Source organism: Streptomyces atratus, from assembly GCF_900119365.1.
In the GTDB taxonomy this organism is placed as follows: Bacteria; Actinomycetota; Actinomycetes; order Streptomycetales; family Streptomycetaceae; genus Streptomyces; species Streptomyces atratus_B.
Genome location: NZ_FPJO01000003.1, coordinates 191,682 through 207,526, shown reverse-complemented (window position 1 = coordinate 207,526; position 15,845 = coordinate 191,682). Strand labels below are relative to the sequence as shown.

Genomic DNA, 15,845 nt, shown 5'->3' with positions numbered 1-15,845 from the left:
GGGAGGGCCGACGGGACCGGTGGAGCGCCGGGCGGGTACGCCACCGCCCGGCGCCCCCTCACTGCCGGGGACATTCAGGAACAGCTGAACCGGGCCGCCGCCCAGTCCCCGTGGTCACCGGTCTTGGAGCCGTTGGTGTCCGTGACCTTCAGGTGCACATGGCGCGCACCGTCGAGTTTCACGTCGACCGGCACGGTCGCCGAGGCTCCGGTCACCTTCGGCGAGGTCCACAGCACCTTGCCGTCCGCCTCGACGGAGAAAGCCACTTCGCCGTAGCCGTTGATCTCGTCGTCGATCCCCGCGTCGGCGGTGAACGCGGTGCAGCGCCCGCCGAGATAGACCTCGATGCCGGGGTCGGCGTGGGTACCGATCCCCTTCTCGTACGTCTTCCCGGCGAGGGTCAGCGGGTGCCCGTCGCTCGCGCCGGACTCGCCGTTGCTGCGGTCCCGTTCGGCCGGTCCGTAGCCGTTGGTGGACTTCAGCCACACCAGATCGCTCGCCCAGGCCTCGCCGGTGGGCGGCGGTGGCATCACCCCGGTCGCGAACCGCTGCGTGGCGGTCCTGGATTCGCCTGCCGAGCGGTAGCGGACGAGTGCGGTGATCCGTGCCTCTCCCGCCGTGGCGTCCTTGGCGGGGGTGAGGGACACCTCGACCCGCCGGGTGGTGCCCGCCGGGATCCGGTCCACCGTCGCGGTCCGGGCGACCTGCCAGCCCTCGGGGACCTCCAGGCCGACCTGGGCGTCCGTCACATCGGCGCTGCCCGCGGTGACGTCGACGGCGGGCGGACCATGCCGACGCCGGTCTTCGTCGCCTCGTGCGCGTAGGAGTACTGGTAGGGCAGCAGCGACTCCTTGAGCTTGAGGTAGTCGCGGTTGATGGTGGTGTACGGCTCCCCGTACCGGAAGGGCTGCTTGTCGCTGGCCGCCCAGCCGTCCATCGTCATCGTGGTCCCCAGGAACATCTTCCACTGGAGGTCACGGGTGTACGTCTTGGCGCTGCCGCCGAAGATGCCGTCGACGTCGCCGGTGGTGTAGGCGAGGCCGGACATCGTGGCGCCCGCGTAGGTCGGGATCTGCCAGCGGATGTAGTCCCAGGTGCCGTACTGGTCGCCGGACCACTGCACTCCGCAGCGCTGCGCGCCCGCCCAGCTCTCGGGGGCGTAGGTGAAGCCGCGGGCGTCGCTGTTGTCCTCGATGCCCCGGTACGCGTCCTTGCAGCCGTCCAGGGCGAACTTGTAGCCGGCGCCGACCCAGGCGACGTCCAGCTTGGCGACCCGCTGGCCGGCCTTGACCTGGTCGGCGATCTTGTCGATGCCGTCCTGGGTCCACAGGCCGAGCTGCATGCCGCGGTCCTGGAGGCCCTCGGCGGTCTCGGCGAGGTCCTCGTGACCGCAGCCGTAGCCGTCGTTGACGAGCATCCAGCCGTTCGGCATGTCGTTCTCGACGTAGCCGTCGGCGACCTTCAGGGCGTCCAAGGTGTGGCGCTCACCACAGTTGGCTGACCCACGCCTCGGCGGCACCGGCCTTCAGGTGGTACACGGCTCCGTCGGCGGAGAATCCGGTGAGATCGCCGGCCGTGGTGTCCGGTTCGGCGCGCCGGCCTGGGCCGCGCCGGGGCCCGCGAGGACGGCGAGCAACCCCAGCAAGGCTGCAACTGCCGCCGTTCTGATGCGCGTTGATGATTGCATAGAGCGCTTTTAGCGTAGCATCGAGCACTTGACCATGGATAAAACGGAACCGGCCCTGAACTTCGTCGAGAAGTCCAAGGCCGGTCCGTCCGGAACGTCCGGTGGATATCAGCGGGTTACCACCCTGGGCGGCGCTACAGCGCGACGCCCAGCAGCGCGTCGACGGTGCGCGAGACGAGGCCGGGCGCGCCCTCGTCCGTACCGCCCTCGGCGTTCTGGCGCTCGGCCCAGCGGTCCACGGCGGCCAGCGCGGCCGGCGCGTCCAGATCGTCGGCGAGGGCCTCGCGGACCTCGTCGACCAGGGCTTCGGCGGGCAGACCGTCGGGGCGGGAGACCGCGGACCGCCACCGGGCGAGCCGCTCCACCGCGTCGGCGAGCACCTGGTCCGTCCACTCCCAGTCGGACCGGTAGTGGTGGGACAGCAGCGCCAGCCGGATCGCCGCCGGGTCCACGCCGTCGCGGCGCAGCTTCGAGACGAAGACCAGGTTGCCCCGGGACTTCGACATCTTCTCGCCGTCCAGGGCGACCATTCCGGCGTGCACATAGGCCTGGGCGAAGGGGTACTCGCCGGTCAGCACCTGGGCGTGCGAGGCACCCATCTCGTGGTGCGGGAAGGCGAGGTCGGACCCGCCGCCCTGGACGTCGAAGCCCATGCCGAGGTGGTCCAGGGCGATGGCGACGCACTCGATGTGCCAGCCGGGCCGGCCGGGGCCGAGCGAGGCGCCGTCCCAGCTCGGCTCGCCCTCACGGGCGGCCATCCAGAGCATCGGGTCGAGGGGGTTCTTCTTGCCGGGGCGCTCCGGGTCGCCGCCGCGCTCGGCGGAGAGCAGCCGCATCGCCTCGGCGTCGAGGTGGGAGACCCCGCCGAAGTGCGGGTCGGTCTCGACGGAGAAGTACACGTCGCCGTCGAGCTCGTAGGCGGCGCCGGCGTCGCGGAGCCGTTCCACCAGCGGAACGATGCCGGGTATCGCCTCCACGGCACCGATGTAGTGCTTCGGCGGAAGCATGCGCAGGGCAGTCATGTCCTCGCGGAACAGGGCCGTCTCGCGCTCGGCGAGCTCGGTCCAGTCCTGCCCGTCGCGCACGGCCCGCTCCAGCAGCGGGTCGTCCACATCGGTCACGTTCTGGACGTAGTGAACCTGCCGCTTGGTGTCGAGCCACACGCGCTGAACGAGGTCGAACGCGTTGTAGGTCGCCGCATGACCCATGTGGGTCGCGTCGTACGGCGTGATGCCGCAGACGTAGATGCGGGCGACGGGACCGGGGTCAAGGGTGATCCGTCCGCCGGTCGCGGTGTCGTGGATCCGAAGGTCGCGGCCCTTGCCAGGCAGGGCGGGGACCTCAGAAGCGGGCCAGGCATGCATGCCACGAGCGTAACCGGATGCATGTTCCGGATACGAACCGGATACCGGATCCTGTCCGAAGAGGCGGTCTTGCGCCGTGCGGCCCCATCTGCTTCCGGGGGCGGCCCCGGAACCGCGCTCCGCCCTCCTCGGACACCACGTAACCCCTGCTCCGCTCAGACCGGCGGCCAGGGGATCGACGGCCATTCCCCGCTCGGCTCCGGGTGCCGCCCCGTCGCCCTCAGCCCCGCCACGCGGCCCCGCAACGCCTCGATCTCGACCTCGGTGATCAGCTCGCCCAGCCGGGTGACGAGCGGGGCCCCGGGCGCGAGCTCCGTCCCCAGCCGCTCGACGACCTCGACGGCCTCGGCCGTCAGTGGCTCCCCCGCCCACCCCCAGAGCAGCGTGCGCAGCTTGTCGTCGGCGTTGAAGGTCACACCGTGGTCGATGCCGTAGAGCCGGCCGCCGGGTGCGGGCAGCAGATGGCCGCCCTTGCGATCGCCGTTGTTGATCACGGCGTCGAGGACGGCCAGCCGCCGCAGCCGCGCGTCGTCCGCGTGGACCAGCAGGGCCGTCCTCCCCCCGCCGACCTCGGCGTGGGCAACGGCCTTCCAGCCCTCCCCGGGCTCCTCGTCCTCGACCAGCGCGAGCAACGGGGGCTCGGCCGCCCCGTCGTCCTCGTCGTCTTGGGGTTCCGCGTCGATCCACAGCTGGCACATGCCCTCGCCGTACGGACCGTCCCGCAGCACGGTGGGCGGCACGAGGCCCCAGCCGGTCGCCTCGGAGATCTCGTACGCGGCGACCTCGCGCTCGGCGAGCGTGCCGTCCGGGAAGTCCCACAGGGGCTGTTCGCCGGCCACGGGCTTGTAGACGCAGGCCGCCTCCTCGCCGTCGCGCGCGACCGTGCAGTACAGCACGGCGTTGGAGGCCTCGCGTATCTGTCCGAGGACGGTGAGCTCCCCCTCGGTGAGCAGGGCGACCAGCTCGGTGCCGGTCAGGCTCCGCGACGGTATCCGTTCTGGCGCGGGCATACGTGTCCTTCCGGGTCGAGCGGGAGGCTGCACAGCGGGCACGGCGGACGCCCGGCGTTCACCACGTCCAGGGCCCGTTTGGCGAAGGCCCGGGCCTGTGCGCCGCTGAGGCGGACCCGGAGCATCGGCGGACCGTTCTCCTCGTCCTGGAGCAGCCGCTCCTCGGCCTCGGCGAGATCCTCGTCGGAGTCCACGTCCAGCTCGACCAGCGCCTGCGCCTCGACGATCATGCGCTGTTCCTCGCCGTCCCAGGCCAGCGCCATCGTGCCGACCCGGAACTCCTCCTCGACGGGGACGTCCAGGGGCGCGGTGTCGGTGACGTCCATCGGCGCCACGGCGGGCACCGGGGAGTTTCCGCCGGTCCGCCGCACCACTTCGTCGAGCAGTTCGTCGATCCGCTCGGCGAGTGCGGCGACCTGGGTCTTCTCCAGAGCCACGCTGGTGACACGTCCGCCTGAGGATGCCTGCAGGAAGAACGTACGGCGTCCAGGCAACCCGACCGTACCGGCCACGAAGCGGTCCGGGGGGTCGTAGAGGAACACCTGACGGGACACGTCCTGTCTCCCTTGAGATCGACGGTGGATGAGGGCGGCCGGGGCCGCGGGAGGTTCCCCGGGGCAAGGCGCCTACGGAGCGTCCACCCTACTGCGCGAAGCGATCACGGCGCCCCAGCGCCGCCGCCGACAGCCGCGTCGGCGTCCGCCTCCGGGCGCCCGCCGTGGTCCGCCGGGCCGGACTGCTCGCGCGGCGCCAGCGATCCGAGGTCCCCGGTGTCGCCGAGCCGGAGCAGGAAGGGCCGCAGTCTGGTGTAGCGGATCGCGGTGACCGAGCAGGGGTCGGCGTGGATCCGCTGGAAGAGGTCGAGGTGCATGCCGAGCGCGTCGGCGACCAGCGCCTTGATGATGTCGCCGTGCGAGCACATCACGTAGACGGCGTCGTCGCCGTGCCCGGCCTCGATGCGGGCGTTCCAGTCCCGCACCGCGTCGACCGCGCGCGCCTGCATGCCGCGCATCGACTCGCCGCCGGGGAACGCCGCGGCCGACGGATGCTGCTGCACGACGCCCATCAGCGGTTCGTCGGCGAGTTCCGCGAGCTTGCGCCCCGACCAGTCGCCGTAGTCGCACTCGCTGATCCGCTCCTCGGTGTGCAGTTCCAGCTCCGGCCGGGCGGCGAGCAGCGGCCGCAGGGTCTCCCGGCAGCGCTGCAGGGGGCTGCTGACGGCCGCGGCCAGCGGCAGCCCGGCGAGCCGTCCGGGCAGTGCCGCGGCCTGTTCGGCACCGCGCTCGTCGAGCGCGACACCCGGGGTGCGGCCCGCGAGCACCCCGGCCGTGTTGGCGGTGGAGCGTCCATGGCGTACGAGGATCAGGGTGGGCATAGGGGCCAGCGTAGGCCGCCGCCGCCGATGAGGTGCGCCCAGGACCGCGGCAGGGAAGAATGCGCGCCGTGATCGTGGACTGTGCCATCTACCGGGACGGGCGCCGCACCGACGGCCCCGCCGACCTCTCCGACGCCCTCGACGAGGCACGGGCCACCGGGGACGCGTTCCTCTGGATCGGGCTGCACGAGCCGACGGAGAAGGAGTTCGAGCTCGTCAGCAGCGAGTTCGGACTGCATCCGCTGGCGGTGGAGGACGCGCTGAGCGCACACCAGCGTCCCAAACTGGAGGTGTACGACGACTCGCTGTTCGCCGTCATCAAACCGGTGGTGTACGAGCAGGCGAGCGACACGGTCACCGCCGACGAGCTGATGGCCTTCATCGGCGATTCGTTCGTCGTGACCGTTCGGCACGGGGAGGGCGCGCCGCTCGCGGCGGTGCGCCGCCGGCTGGAGGCCGAGCCCGAGGTGCTCAAGCACGGGCCGACCGCGGTGCTGTACGCGATCAGCGACGCCGTCGTCGACCACTACATAGTGGTCGCGGGCGAGCTCCAGGTCGATCTGGAGGAGCTGGAGACCGAGGTGTTCGCGCCGACCGGCGTCGGCGACACCAAGAGCACCGCGTCCCGCATCTACACCTTCAAGCGGCAGATCCTGGAGTTCCGCCGGGCCGCCGGGCCGCTGAGCGCCCCCATGGCCCGGCTGGCGAGCGCGGACGTGCCGTTCGTCCACGAGCACTCGCAGCCGTTCTTCCGCGACGTCGGCGACCATCTGACGCGCGCCAACGAGTACGTGGAGGGCCTGGACCGGCTGCTCTCCGACATCCTCTCGGCCCATCTGGCCCAGGTGGGCGTGCGGCAGAACGACGACATGCGCAAGATCTCGGCCTGGGCGGCGATGGCCGCCGTGCCGACGATGGTGGCGGGGATCTACGGCATGAACTTCGAGCACATGCCGGAGCTCCGCTGGGTGTGGGCCTATCCGGCGGTGATCGCGCTGATGGCCGCCGTGGTCTTCGGGCTGTACCGGCAGTTCAAGCGCCGCGGCTGGCTCTGACGGACGGGCCGACGCGCCGCCCGGTTCAGGCGGGGCCGAACTCCGGCGCGGCGGGACCGCCCAGCGCGTCGCGCCGCTCGGGCTGCTCCAGGCTCACCATCCGCCGCCACCCCACGAACCGTTCGTACGCGTAGACGCCGTGGATCCCGGCGGCCAGCACCGCCGCCCTGGCCCGGGACCAGCCCAGGATGCGGCCCATGTGGTCCATCACGGCGAGGCTGACGTCGCGGTACACCCGGATCTCGGCGAGCGCGCACTCGCGCAGGATGCGCTGGATGGTGCGGCCGTGTCCGGCCCGGGCGAAGCGGAGCAGCTCCTCGTGGCAGTACGCCAGGTGGTTGTCCTCGTCGTCCGAGATCATTTTCACGGCGCGGCCGAGGTCGGGGTGGTCGGCGAAGTGCTTGCGCAGCAGGGCCATCTGCTCGGAGGCGCGCTGCTCGGTGACCCGGCTGTGGGCGAGGTAGGTGATGATGTCGCGCTCGGAGAGCCGCTCCTCGCCCCGCAGCTGCTCATGCGCGAGGCCGATGCCGTGCTTCTCCAGCAGCATCGTGTAGTCGGTCTCGTGCGGGACCTCCACGGGCCGCAGCCCGCGCTTCCTCAGCAGCGCGCTGAAGATCCTGCCGTGCTTGTCCTCGTCGGCGCCGTGCCGTGCGATCTTGGGCGCCAGGGCGCGCTGGCTCTCGGGCACCAGGGCGGCGATGCGGCCGTTCTCCCAGCCGCCCTGGGACTCTCCGCCGGCCGCGATGGAACAGAACAGCCGGAACGACTCGTCGTCGTCGAGAATCTCCTGGAACAGGATCCTTGCCGAGAGCATCACTGCCACCTCCGTGCGCATCCGCCGAGCGACAGTCAAGTGCGGCACACCCACCCGGGCAACAGGAACGGGCCCCGGCTACGCCGGATGGGGCGCGTGCCGCCGTAACCGCCGGGCCGTGCGCGCGTTGATATGCGTAACGGCCGTGGCGGGGAGGCCCCGAGCCCCCACCACGGCCGCAGTGCCGCTCCCGGGAGCGGCGGAGCCCCGTTATGCGAGCCCGGAGCGCTCCAGCGCCTCGGTGCCGGCCCGCAGGGCCGTGAGCCGCTCCTCGAGGGTGAACCCGGCCGGGGCCAGGGTCAGCGTCGTGACACCCGCGGCGGCGTAGGCCTGCATCCGCTCGGCGATCCGCTCGACCGGGCCGAGCAGCGCGGTCTGGTCGATCAGCTGGTGCGGCACCGCGGCGGCGGCGCCGTTCTTGTCGCCGGACAGGTACTTGTCCTGGATCTCGGCCGCTTCCTTCTCGTAGCCCATGCGCTGCGCGAGCTGGTTGTAGAAGTTCTGCTTGCGGCTGCCCATGCCGCCCACGTACAGGGCGGTGTACGGACGGAAGATGTCCGCGAGACCGTTGACGTCGTCGCCGACGGCGAGCGGCAGGGTCGGGCAGACATCGAAGCCCTCCATGGTCAGGCCGGCCTTCTCGCGGCCCGCCCGCAGGTACTTCATCGCGGTGTCCTCAAGGTGCTCGGCAGAGGGGAAGATCAGCAGCGCGCCGTCCGCGATCTCGCCGGTCTGCTCCAGGTTCTTCGGGCCGATCGCGGCGATGTAGAGCGGGATGTGCTCGCGCTGCGGGTGGACGGTCAGCTTGATGGGCTTGCCCGGACCGTCCGGCAGCGGCAGCGTCCAGTGCTGTCCCTCGTACGAGAGCCGCTCGCGGGACATCGCCCTGCGGACGATCTCGACGTACTCCCGCGTGCGGGACAGCGGCTTGTCGAACTTGACGCCGTACCAGCCCTCGGAGACCTGCGGTCCCGACACGCCGAGGCCGAGCCGGAACCGGCCGCCGGAGAGCGAGTCGAGGGTGGCTGCGGTCATCGCCGTCATGGCGGGCTGGCGGGCCGGGATCTGCATGATCGCGGAGCCGACGTCGATGGACTCGGTCCGGGCGGCGACCCACGAGAGCACGGTCGGCGCGTCGGAGCCGTACGCCTCGGCCACCCAGCAGACGTCGTAGCCGAGCCGGTCGGCCTCCTGGGCGACGGCGAGGTTGTCGCCGTCCATTCCCGCGCCCCAGTAACCGAGATTGATGCCGAGCCGCATAGCCGCTCCCCTTACCGATCAGTAACGTTCCTGGGTTCCGGACTCTAGCGCGCGGCGACGTGATCCGGCAGGGGCGACTTGACGCCGGGTTGTCCACAGGCTTCCGCCGAGTGGGGTTCTGGCCAGTAATCTCAGCCCCCATGGAGCAGAGGCATCTCGGCCGCACCGGCCTTCGAGTGTCCCGGATCGGGCTCGGCACCCTCACCTGGGGCCGGGACACCGATGAGCACGACGCCGCCGAACAGCTGAAAGCCTTCTGGGAGGCGGGCGGCACACTGGTCGACACGGCCGATGCGTACGGCGGCGGGGAGGCCGAATATCTGCTCGGGCAGCTCGTCGGCGGCCTGGTGCCGCGGCACGATCTGGTCATCGCGACGAAGGCCGGCAGCGTGGCCGACCCGTACCGCCGGTTCGACGGCTCGCGCGGGCATCTGCTGGCCGCGCTGGACGCCTCGCTGGAACGGCTCGGCACGGACCACGTGGATCTGTGGCAGATCCATGCCTTCGACCCGGTGACTCCGCTGGAGGAGACCCTTCAGTCGCTCGACCTGGCGGTGACCAGCGGGCGCGCCCGGTACGCGGGGGTGTCGAACTTCTGCGGCTGGCAGCTGGCCAAGGCGGCGACCTGGCAGCTCGCCTCGCCCGGGGTGCGCACCCGGCTGGCGAGCACACAGATGGAGTACTCGCTTCTGCAGCGGGGCGTGGAGCGCGAGGTGCTGCCCGCCGCCCTCGATCTCGGTCTCGGACTGCTGCCGTCCTCCCCTTTGGGCCGCGGGGTCCTCACCGGGAAGTACCGGTCGGGCACTCCGGCGGACTCGCGCGGCGCCTCGGAGCTGCTGGCCCCGTTCGTCGAGCCGTATCTCGACGAACCGGCGGGCCGCGTCGTGGACGCGGTGGCGACCGCGGCGGACGGCCTGGCCACGACGCCGCTCCAGGTGGCTCTCGCCTGGGTGCGGGACCGGCCCGGGGTGGTGGCCCCGATCGTCGGCGCGCGCAACGCGCGGCAGCTCACGGAGGCGTTGTCAGTGGAGGCGCTTAGTCTTCCTGACGAGATCTGCCAGGCGCTCGACGATGTGTCGGTGCCCGTGCACCGCTATCCCGACCAGGACTGGAGCACGCTGTGACTGCGCTTCCCCGGGGGGAAACCCCCGGTTCCCCGGCCGCCGACGACGACGGCGTCGTCGCGACCCCCTCCGCCGCCGTGCCCGCCCCGTCCGCCGGGGACGGGAACGGGGACGATTCCGGAAACGGGGAGGAACCCGGGGGCGGGGAAGGTTCCGGGGATGGTTCCGGGGATGGTTCCGGGGACCCGGCGGAGACCGCGCCCGCGGCGCTCAGCGAGGCCGAGGCCGAGCTCGCCGCCCAGCGGGAGCTCCGGGAGCGGATCGAGAAGCGCAAGGCCGAGAAGGAAGGCCCCATCGCCGCCGGGGGGAAGCTGAGCGGCAGGGCGGCCGATCTGCTGGCGGCCGTGCGCGCGGTGGAGAGCGGCGAGCAGCCCGCCACCTCGTTCTTCGACTCGCCCTCGCCCGCCGCCCCACGCCGGACCGCGCCCACGCCCGCTCCGGCCCGCCCCCGCGCCCCCGAACCGGCACGGACGCCGCAAGGCGCCCCGCCGGAGGCCGTCGCCGCGACCGCCGCCGTGCTGGCCGAGGGCGGGGCTCCGGCGGCGCTGGCGGGACCTGCGGCCGAGACCCTCGGGGCGCAGGCGGCCGATGTCCTGCGCGCCGACCCCTGGCAACTGCTGACCGTGCCGGGCGTCAGGCCCGAGCAGGCGGACGGATTCGCGCGCGCCCTCCTCGGTGCCGAGTGCGGCCCCGACGACGAGCGGCGGACCGCCGCCCTGGTGGGCTGGCTGCTGGAGCGGGCCGCGCTGCGGGGCCACACGGCGCTGGACGCCTCGGAGGTACGCGCCGCGCTCGCCGAGCGATCGGTGACCGACCCCGACGCGGCCGTGCAGCACGCCGTCGCCGAGGGAGTGGTCCTGGTCTTCCAGGACGGCCAGGAGGACCAGGGGGACCAGGACGGCCAGGAATCCGGCCTGTCCGCGGAACCCGGCGATGACACCGGCCCGGACGCCGGGCGCGAGCCGGTGCAGGTGCTGCTCGGCCTCGACCGGTACGCACTCGCCGAGGAGAGCCTCGCCGACGGCCTGGCCCGCCTGGTCAACGCCTGTGAGAAGGACGCGGACTGGACACAGGCCGCCTCCGCCGCGGGCTCCCCGTCGGCGGCCGAGCTGATCCGCGCGGTCGCGGCCCACGGCCTCGTGGCGCACACCGGGGGCGAGGCCGCCAGGGCCGAGCCCGCCGCCCTGATCACCGCGGCCCGCGGCCTCGGGCTGCGTGCCCTGGGCGCCGTGCACAGCGCCGACGGCAGGCGTCGGCTGGCCGAGGCGACCGGCGATCCGGAGACGGCCGTCACCCTGGCCGGTCTGCTCTCGGGCGAACAGGGCCCGGGGCGGGACGAGGAGGGGGCGATCGCCGTCGACCTGCTCGTCGTGCTGGACGCCCCGCAGCTGGACGTCGAGACCGCTGCGATCCTGGTCGAGTCGCTGGCCGACGGCACCCGTCTGGTGCTCAGCGGCGATCCCGGCGTGCTGGGCTCGGCCGGTGCGGGTCGGGTGTTCGCGGATGTGCTCGCGGCCCGTGCGTGCCCCCAGATCGTCTCCCGCACACCGGATCCGGGGCCGATCGGTGAGCTGGTCTCCGGCATCGGCATCGGCGAGCTGAACCAGGTCGACGCGCCCGGCAAGGAGGTGGTGATCGTCCCCGTCCGCGATGCGGGCGAGGCGGTGCACCGCACCGTGCAGCTGGTCGCCGATTCGGTGCCGCGCGCCATCGGCGTACCGTCGTCCGACACCCAGGTGGTCACCGTCGGCCACGGCGGCTCGGCGGGCACCCGGGCACTGAACGCGGCGCTGAAGCAGCGGCTCAACCCCGGACCGGGCCGGTTCGCCGGTTTCGACCCGGGCGACCGCGTCGTCCACGTCCCGGCGCCCGGCAGGGCCGTGCCGGCGGTGGTCGTCTCGGCGGACGCCGAGGGCCTGCGTCTGGACTGCGCGGGCACGGAGGTCGTCGTGGCCCAGGAGCGGGTGGCGTCCTGCGTGCGCCACGGCTGGGCCCTCAGCGCCCACCAGGCGGCCGGGATGCGGTGGCCCGCGGTGGTCGTCGTGCTGCCGGGCGACGCGGCGCAGGGGCTGAGCCGCTCCTGGGTGTACACCGCCTTCAGCCGCGGGGAGCGGCATCTGTCCGTGGTGCACGGGGTGGATCAGGCGCTCCAGCACGCGGTCGCCCAGTCCCCGGCCCAGGACCGCACGACGCGGCTGCGCACCCTGCTGGAGACCGCGGCCCGCTGACGGGGCCGGGTCGGGTCGGCGAGGACCTCACCGGACGGGCTCGGCAGCGAGCCCGTCCGGCCGGCGGATCAGGAGCCGTCCACCACCAGGCGGGCCGGTTCCTCGTCCGGTTCGTCCTCGTCGAAGACGGCGCTGGCGTCGAAGCGGCAGACCACCAGTTGGGGATCCGCGTCGTCGAAGGGCGCGCCCAGCCACTCCCCCGCCTCGGGGAGTTCCTCGGCGGCCGTGACCCAGAGCGTGGAGTCGCCCTCCTCCAGGCCGAACTCCGCGTGCCGGGAAGCGATCTCGTCCGGTTCGTACTCCCCGAAGAGCACTCCGAGCGCCGCGTGGACGCTGGAGCCGACCACCGCGGCGCTCCCGCCGCGTTCGTCCGGATCGAGGTCGGCGATCCGCTGGGCCTGTGCGAGCAGCCTCGGTGGCTCCACCACCGCGTAGTCGCGCCGGATGAGCACACTCAGTGCGTTCGGCTCCTCGGGGCCGGTGTACGGCGGCAGTGAATCCTCCGCACCCGGGATCTCGAAAGGGGTGACTTCGTCGTATCGGTCGTAGAGCAGTTCGTCGTAGAACTCGGCGGCAGCGGCCAGTGCGTTGAACGCGTCGTAGACGGCCGCGTCGTCGTCCCCGGTCCGGCGTTCGACGGCCGCGAGGTGGTGGTCGAGCGCGGCTTTGACCGCCTCGGCGGCGGCGCGTACCTCGGCAGCGGTGGGCTGCGCAGCATCAGACATAGTGCAGACGCTATCCGTACACGGGCTCTGCCCGCACAATAGATGCGATGCCGGAATACGAATTTGTCGATGTGTACGTACCGCGCGGGGTGTCCCGGAAGGAGACAGCCCGCCTGCTGACCGACCACGCCGAGTACGGTCACTGGGAGTTGGACCGGCTGACGCTGCGCCACGACGGCAGCCGCAGGGTGCGTCTGCGACGACGGATCATCCGCCAGCTCCGGGCCACGTGGTGAGGCAGGGCGGGCCCCGCAGTCGCGGGACCCGCCCTCTTCGTCGTACTCGTGTCGCCGTCCCGGGCCCCTGGGGCCTAGGCGGCCGTCCGGGCGCGGCGGTAGAGCACCGTGCCCGCACCCGCCAGCAGCAGGCCCGCGCTCGCCGGGATCAGCAGGTCGAGCCCGCCCGCTCCCGTGTGTGCGAGCTGCGCGACGTTCTGCGCCTCGGGCACGTTGGGCACGGCCGGCTTCTCCGGCGCCGGGGGCTTGTGCTCGGTGACCGGAGTAACCGGAGTGACTGGAGTGACCGGCGGCGGCGTGACGACGTCCGTGCTGTTCCCGCAGTCGTTGCCGGAGGTGGGGTTGAGCAGACCGCCGATGGTGATGCTGTTCCCGCAGGCGTTCACGGGGATGTCGATGGGCGCCTGGATGCTGTTGCCGGACAGCACCCCCGGCGAGCCCTTCGCGACGCCCTGGGCCGTCGCCCCGCCGCCGATCGGGGCCCGGTGCTTGCCCGTGCCGGGCCGACTCGCCTGGGTGAGGTCGCCGGAGACGTGACTGCCGGAGACGTGCTTGCCCTGGGAGTCGTCCTGCGAACCGTTTTCGCAAGTGTTTCCGAACGCCGGGTTGAGCAGTGCCACGACGTCCACGGAGTTGCCGCACACATTGACCGGTACGTGGACCGGGATCTGTACCGAATTCCCTGACAGCACCCCCGGGGAATTCGTCGCCTCGCCGGACGCTCCCGCGTCCGCGTGCGCGTAGCCGCCGCTCAGCGCGAGTGCGCCGCCCGCTGCCGCCATGGTGATCAGGCCTTTACGCGTGACCTGTCGCATAGGTTGTTCCCTGCCTTCTGCCTTCCGGAATACCCCCGGACTTGACCGTGCGGGGGCGGGGTACCCAGCGGCCCCGGAGTGCATGGCGTGCACTACGGGGCCGACCGGGTTCAAACCCTTACGGGTTGACGCACAACGTCAGGCGTTGGTGCAGGTGTTGCCGAAGGCGGGGTTCAGCAGCCCGATCACGGAGACCGTGTTGCCGCACACGTTCACCGGGACGTGGATGGGCACCTGGACGTTGTTGCCCGAGATCACGCCGGGGCTGCCGACAGTGGCGCCCTGGGCACCGGAGTCCGCGACGGCCATGCCCGCACCCGCGAGCACCAGACCACCAGTGACAGCCGCAGCAGCGACGACCTTCTTGATCATTATTCCTCCTAGTTGGCAATGCGGTCCCAGCCGCGGACCGCATCACTTGTAACGAGGAAGAGGTAATCGAGCTACGAGCGTATGGTCTCTTTCACTCGTTCCGGTCAAATACGCACATGCTGACGATTGTTGATGCGGAAAGTCGGTGGAAAACCGGCAAGACGTCAGCAGTTGTCAATGAAACGGTCGAGCACCCGCACGCCGAACTTCAGACCGTCCACCGGCACACGCTCGTCCACTCCGTGGAACATGCCCGCGAAGTCGAGCTCCGGCGGCAGCTTCAGCGGGGCGAATCCGAAGCAGCGGATACCCAGGTCGTCGAAGGACTTGGCGTCGGTGCCGCCGGAGAGCATGTAGGGCACGGCGCGGGCGATCGGGTCCTCCGCCTTCAGGGCGACCTGGATGGCGTCGACGAGCGAGCCGTCGAAGCTGGTCTCCAGCGCCTTGTCGCCGTGCACGTCCTCGCGCTTCACCCGCGGCCCGAGGATCCGGTCCAGATCGGCCAGGAACTCGTCCTCGTAACCGGGCAGGAACCGGCCGTCGACATGGGCGATGGCCTGGCCGGGGATGACATTCACCTTGTAGCCGGCGCCGAGCATGGTGGGAGCGGCGGAGTTGCGGAGCGTGGCGCCGACCATCTTGGCGATGCCGCCCAGCTTGGCGAGCGTGGCCTCCATGTCCTCCGGGTCGAGCGGGGTGCCGAGCGCGTCGGACAGCTCGTCCAGGAAGGACCGTACGGTCTTGGTCACCCGGACCGGCCACTTGTGCCGCCCGAGCCGCCCGACCGCCTCGCAGAGCTCGGTGATCGCGTTGTCGTCGTTGGTCATCGAGCCGTGGCCGGCGGTGCCGTCCACGGTCAGCCGCATCCAGTGCATGCCCTTCTGGGCCGTCTCGACGAGGTAGAGCCGGAGCTTCTCGTTCACCGTGAAGGAGAAGCCGCCGACCTCGCCGATCGCCTCGGTGACTCCTTCGAAGAGGCCCGGGTGCTTGTCCACGAGGTACCGCGCGCCGTACGTACCGCCCGCCTCCTCGTCCGCGAGGAAGGCCAGCACGATGTCGCGCGGGGGCTTGCGGCCGCTGCGCATCCGGTCGCGGACGACCGCGAGGGTCATCGCGTCCATGTCCTTCATGTCGACCGCGCCCCGGCCCCACACGCAGCCGTCCGCGACCTCGCCCGAGAACGGGTGGTGCGTCCAGTCGTGGGCATTGGCCGGAACCACGTCGGTGTGGCCGTGGATCAGCAGCGCGGGCCTGGACGGGTCCTCGCCCTCGATCCGCGCCACGGTCGAGGCACGCCCCTTGTGGGACTCGAAGATCTGCGGCTCCAGCCCGACCTCGGCGAGCTTCTCCGCGACGTACTCGGCCGCGCCCCGCTCCCCCGGTCCCGAGTGGTCCCCGTAGTTGCTGGTGTCGATCCGGATCAGCTCACGACAGAGGTCGACGACCTCGTCCTCACCGGAGCCGGTCCGGGCCGTGCTGGTCTCGCTCACGCTGCTTCCTTCCACCGTCGCTGTGGTGCTCCCCCTCATCCTCCCGCGCCGGGCCCGCAGGCCCAAGGGCACCCGCCCCTCGTCATGCGCCCTTCACACGGTCCGGGGCGTGATCGAGCACCTTCGAATGTTTGCTATTGTTTTCCACGTCGGAACGGGCCGGAGCCCGCGAGACAGACACCTTGTCCGGGTGGCGGAATGGCAGACGCGCTAGCTTGAGGTGCTAGTGCCCTTTATCGGGCGTGGGGGTTCAAGTCCCCCCTCGGACACAGAGGTCAACCGACCAAATG

14 protein-coding genes, 1 tRNA gene and 1 pseudogene are annotated in these 15,845 nt (G+C 71.8%); 5 read left to right on the top strand and 11 right to left on the bottom strand.

Annotation, left to right across the window (positions count from 1 at the left end; all coding sequences use genetic code 11):
• Window positions 1-74: 74 nt before the first annotated feature.
• The 5 genes and pseudogenes from BT364_RS39035 to BT364_RS07795 form a co-directional block, all read right to left on the bottom strand.
• Window positions 75-1,501: pseudogene (locus BT364_RS39035) on the bottom strand (NPCBM/NEW2 domain-containing protein); the annotation flags it as partial.
• Between the two features lie 320 nt (window positions 1,502-1,821).
• Window positions 1,822-3,051, bottom strand: a complete 1,230-nt coding sequence (mshC, locus tag BT364_RS07810; protein ID WP_072484380.1) for a cysteine--1-D-myo-inosityl 2-amino-2-deoxy-alpha-D-glucopyranoside ligase — start codon at window positions 3,049-3,051, stop codon at window positions 1,822-1,824.
• A gap of 155 nt (window positions 3,052-3,206) precedes the next feature.
• Window positions 3,207-4,061 carry an SCO1664 family protein gene (locus BT364_RS07805; RefSeq protein WP_072484379.1) on the bottom strand — a complete coding sequence of 285 codons (855 nt, stop codon included), beginning with the start codon at window positions 4,059-4,061 and terminating at the stop codon, window positions 3,207-3,209.
• Window positions 4,025-4,615 (bottom strand): DUF3090 domain-containing protein, encoded by a 591-nt coding sequence (locus BT364_RS07800; RefSeq protein ID WP_072484378.1) that lies wholly within the window; start codon window positions 4,613-4,615, stop codon window positions 4,025-4,027. The genes BT364_RS07805 and BT364_RS07800 overlap by 37 nt, the downstream gene beginning before the upstream one ends.
• A gap of 104 nt (window positions 4,616-4,719) precedes the next feature.
• The gene (locus BT364_RS07795) at window positions 4,720-5,436 is read right to left on the bottom strand and encodes a histidine phosphatase family protein (RefSeq protein ID WP_072484377.1); all 717 of its coding nucleotides are present in this window, start codon (window positions 5,434-5,436) and stop codon (window positions 4,720-4,722) included.
• Between the two features lie 59 nt (window positions 5,437-5,495).
• On the opposite strand from BT364_RS07795, the gene corA reads away from it, so the two are divergent.
• On the top strand, window positions 5,496-6,491 hold the full coding sequence (corA, locus tag BT364_RS07790; protein WP_072484376.1) for a magnesium/cobalt transporter CorA: 996 nt from the start codon (window positions 5,496-5,498) through the stop codon (window positions 6,489-6,491).
• Window positions 6,492-6,516: 25 nt separating this feature from the next.
• Here corA and BT364_RS07785 read toward each other — a convergent pair whose 3' ends face one another.
• Both BT364_RS07785 and BT364_RS07780 read right to left on the bottom strand, forming a co-directional pair.
• Window positions 6,517-7,305 carry a hypothetical protein gene (locus tag BT364_RS07785; RefSeq protein WP_072484375.1) on the bottom strand — a complete coding sequence of 263 codons (789 nt, stop codon included), beginning with the start codon at window positions 7,303-7,305 and terminating at the stop codon, window positions 6,517-6,519.
• A 210-nt stretch (window positions 7,306-7,515) separates the two neighbouring features.
• A complete protein-coding gene (locus tag BT364_RS07780; protein ID WP_072484374.1) occupies window positions 7,516-8,565 on the bottom strand; it encodes an LLM class F420-dependent oxidoreductase in 1,050 nt (349 codons plus the stop codon).
• A gap of 140 nt (window positions 8,566-8,705) precedes the next feature.
• On the opposite strand from BT364_RS07780, the gene BT364_RS07775 reads away from it, so the two are divergent.
• Complete coding sequence (locus tag BT364_RS07775) at window positions 8,706-9,689, top strand: aldo/keto reductase (RefSeq protein ID WP_072484373.1); 984 nt, start codon at window positions 8,706-8,708, stop codon at window positions 9,687-9,689.
• The gene (locus tag BT364_RS07770; RefSeq protein WP_072484372.1) at window positions 9,686-11,917 is read left to right on the top strand and encodes an ATP-dependent DNA helicase; all 2,232 of its coding nucleotides are present in this window, start codon (window positions 9,686-9,688) and stop codon (window positions 11,915-11,917) included. Before BT364_RS07775 ends, BT364_RS07770 begins: the two co-directional genes overlap by 4 nt.
• 68 nt (window positions 11,918-11,985) lie before the next feature.
• Here the strand turns inward: BT364_RS07770 and BT364_RS07765 are convergent, their stop codons facing one another.
• Complete coding sequence (locus BT364_RS07765; RefSeq protein ID WP_072484371.1) at window positions 11,986-12,642, bottom strand: hypothetical protein; 657 nt, start codon at window positions 12,640-12,642, stop codon at window positions 11,986-11,988.
• Window positions 12,643-12,689: 47 nt separating this feature from the next.
• On the opposite strand from BT364_RS07765, the gene BT364_RS07760 reads away from it, so the two are divergent.
• Window positions 12,690-12,878, top strand: a complete 189-nt coding sequence (locus BT364_RS07760; RefSeq protein ID WP_072484370.1) for a DUF5703 family protein — start codon at window positions 12,690-12,692, stop codon at window positions 12,876-12,878.
• Between the two features lie 74 nt (window positions 12,879-12,952).
• Here the strand turns inward: BT364_RS07760 and BT364_RS43940 are convergent, their stop codons facing one another.
• The 3 genes from BT364_RS43940 to BT364_RS07745 form a co-directional block, all read right to left on the bottom strand.
• Window positions 12,953-13,693 carry a chaplin gene (locus BT364_RS43940; RefSeq protein WP_072484369.1) on the bottom strand — a complete coding sequence of 247 codons (741 nt, stop codon included), beginning with the start codon at window positions 13,691-13,693 and terminating at the stop codon, window positions 12,953-12,955.
• 138 nt (window positions 13,694-13,831) lie between these two features.
• Window positions 13,832-14,065 (bottom strand): chaplin ChpH, encoded by a 234-nt coding sequence (gene chpH / locus BT364_RS07750; RefSeq protein WP_072484368.1) that lies wholly within the window; start codon window positions 14,063-14,065, stop codon window positions 13,832-13,834.
• Window positions 14,066-14,229: 164 nt separating this feature from the next.
• Window positions 14,230-15,555: a M20/M25/M40 family metallo-hydrolase gene (locus BT364_RS07745; RefSeq protein ID WP_072484367.1), complete on the bottom strand. Its 1,326-nt coding sequence runs from the start codon at window positions 15,553-15,555 to the stop codon at window positions 14,230-14,232.
• A gap of 184 nt (window positions 15,556-15,739) precedes the next feature.
• Between BT364_RS07745 and BT364_RS07740 the strand changes: the two genes are divergently transcribed.
• Window positions 15,740-15,824 (top strand) — tRNA-Leu (locus BT364_RS07740).
• Window positions 15,825-15,845: the final 21 nt, after the last annotated feature.

Coding starts and splice junctions, on each gene's coding strand:
- mshC (WP_072484380.1), bottom strand. CDS start 3,051: ATGCATGCCTGGCCCGCTTCTGAGGTCCCCGCCCTGCCTGGCAAGGGC.
- BT364_RS07805 (WP_072484379.1), bottom strand. CDS start 4,061: ATGCCCGCGCCAGAACGGATACCGTCGCGGAGCCTGACCGGCACCGAG.
- BT364_RS07795 (WP_072484377.1), bottom strand. CDS start 5,436: ATGCCCACCCTGATCCTCGTACGCCATGGACGCTCCACCGCCAACACG.
- corA (WP_072484376.1), top strand. CDS start 5,496: ATGCGCGCCGTGATCGTGGACTGTGCCATCTACCGGGACGGGCGCCGC.
- BT364_RS07785 (WP_072484375.1), bottom strand. CDS start 7,305: ATGCTCTCGGCAAGGATCCTGTTCCAGGAGATTCTCGACGACGACGAG.
- BT364_RS07780 (WP_072484374.1), bottom strand. CDS start 8,565: ATGCGGCTCGGCATCAATCTCGGTTACTGGGGCGCGGGAATGGACGGC.
- BT364_RS07775 (WP_072484373.1), top strand. CDS start 8,706: ATGGAGCAGAGGCATCTCGGCCGCACCGGCCTTCGAGTGTCCCGGATC.
- BT364_RS07765 (WP_072484371.1), bottom strand. CDS start 12,642: ATGTCTGATGCTGCGCAGCCCACCGCTGCCGAGGTACGCGCCGCCGCC.
- BT364_RS07760 (WP_072484370.1), top strand. CDS start 12,690: ATGCCGGAATACGAATTTGTCGATGTGTACGTACCGCGCGGGGTGTCC.
- BT364_RS43940 (WP_072484369.1), bottom strand. CDS start 13,693: ATGCGACAGGTCACGCGTAAAGGCCTGATCACCATGGCGGCAGCGGGC.
- chpH (WP_072484368.1), bottom strand. CDS start 14,065: ATGATCAAGAAGGTCGTCGCTGCTGCGGCTGTCACTGGTGGTCTGGTG.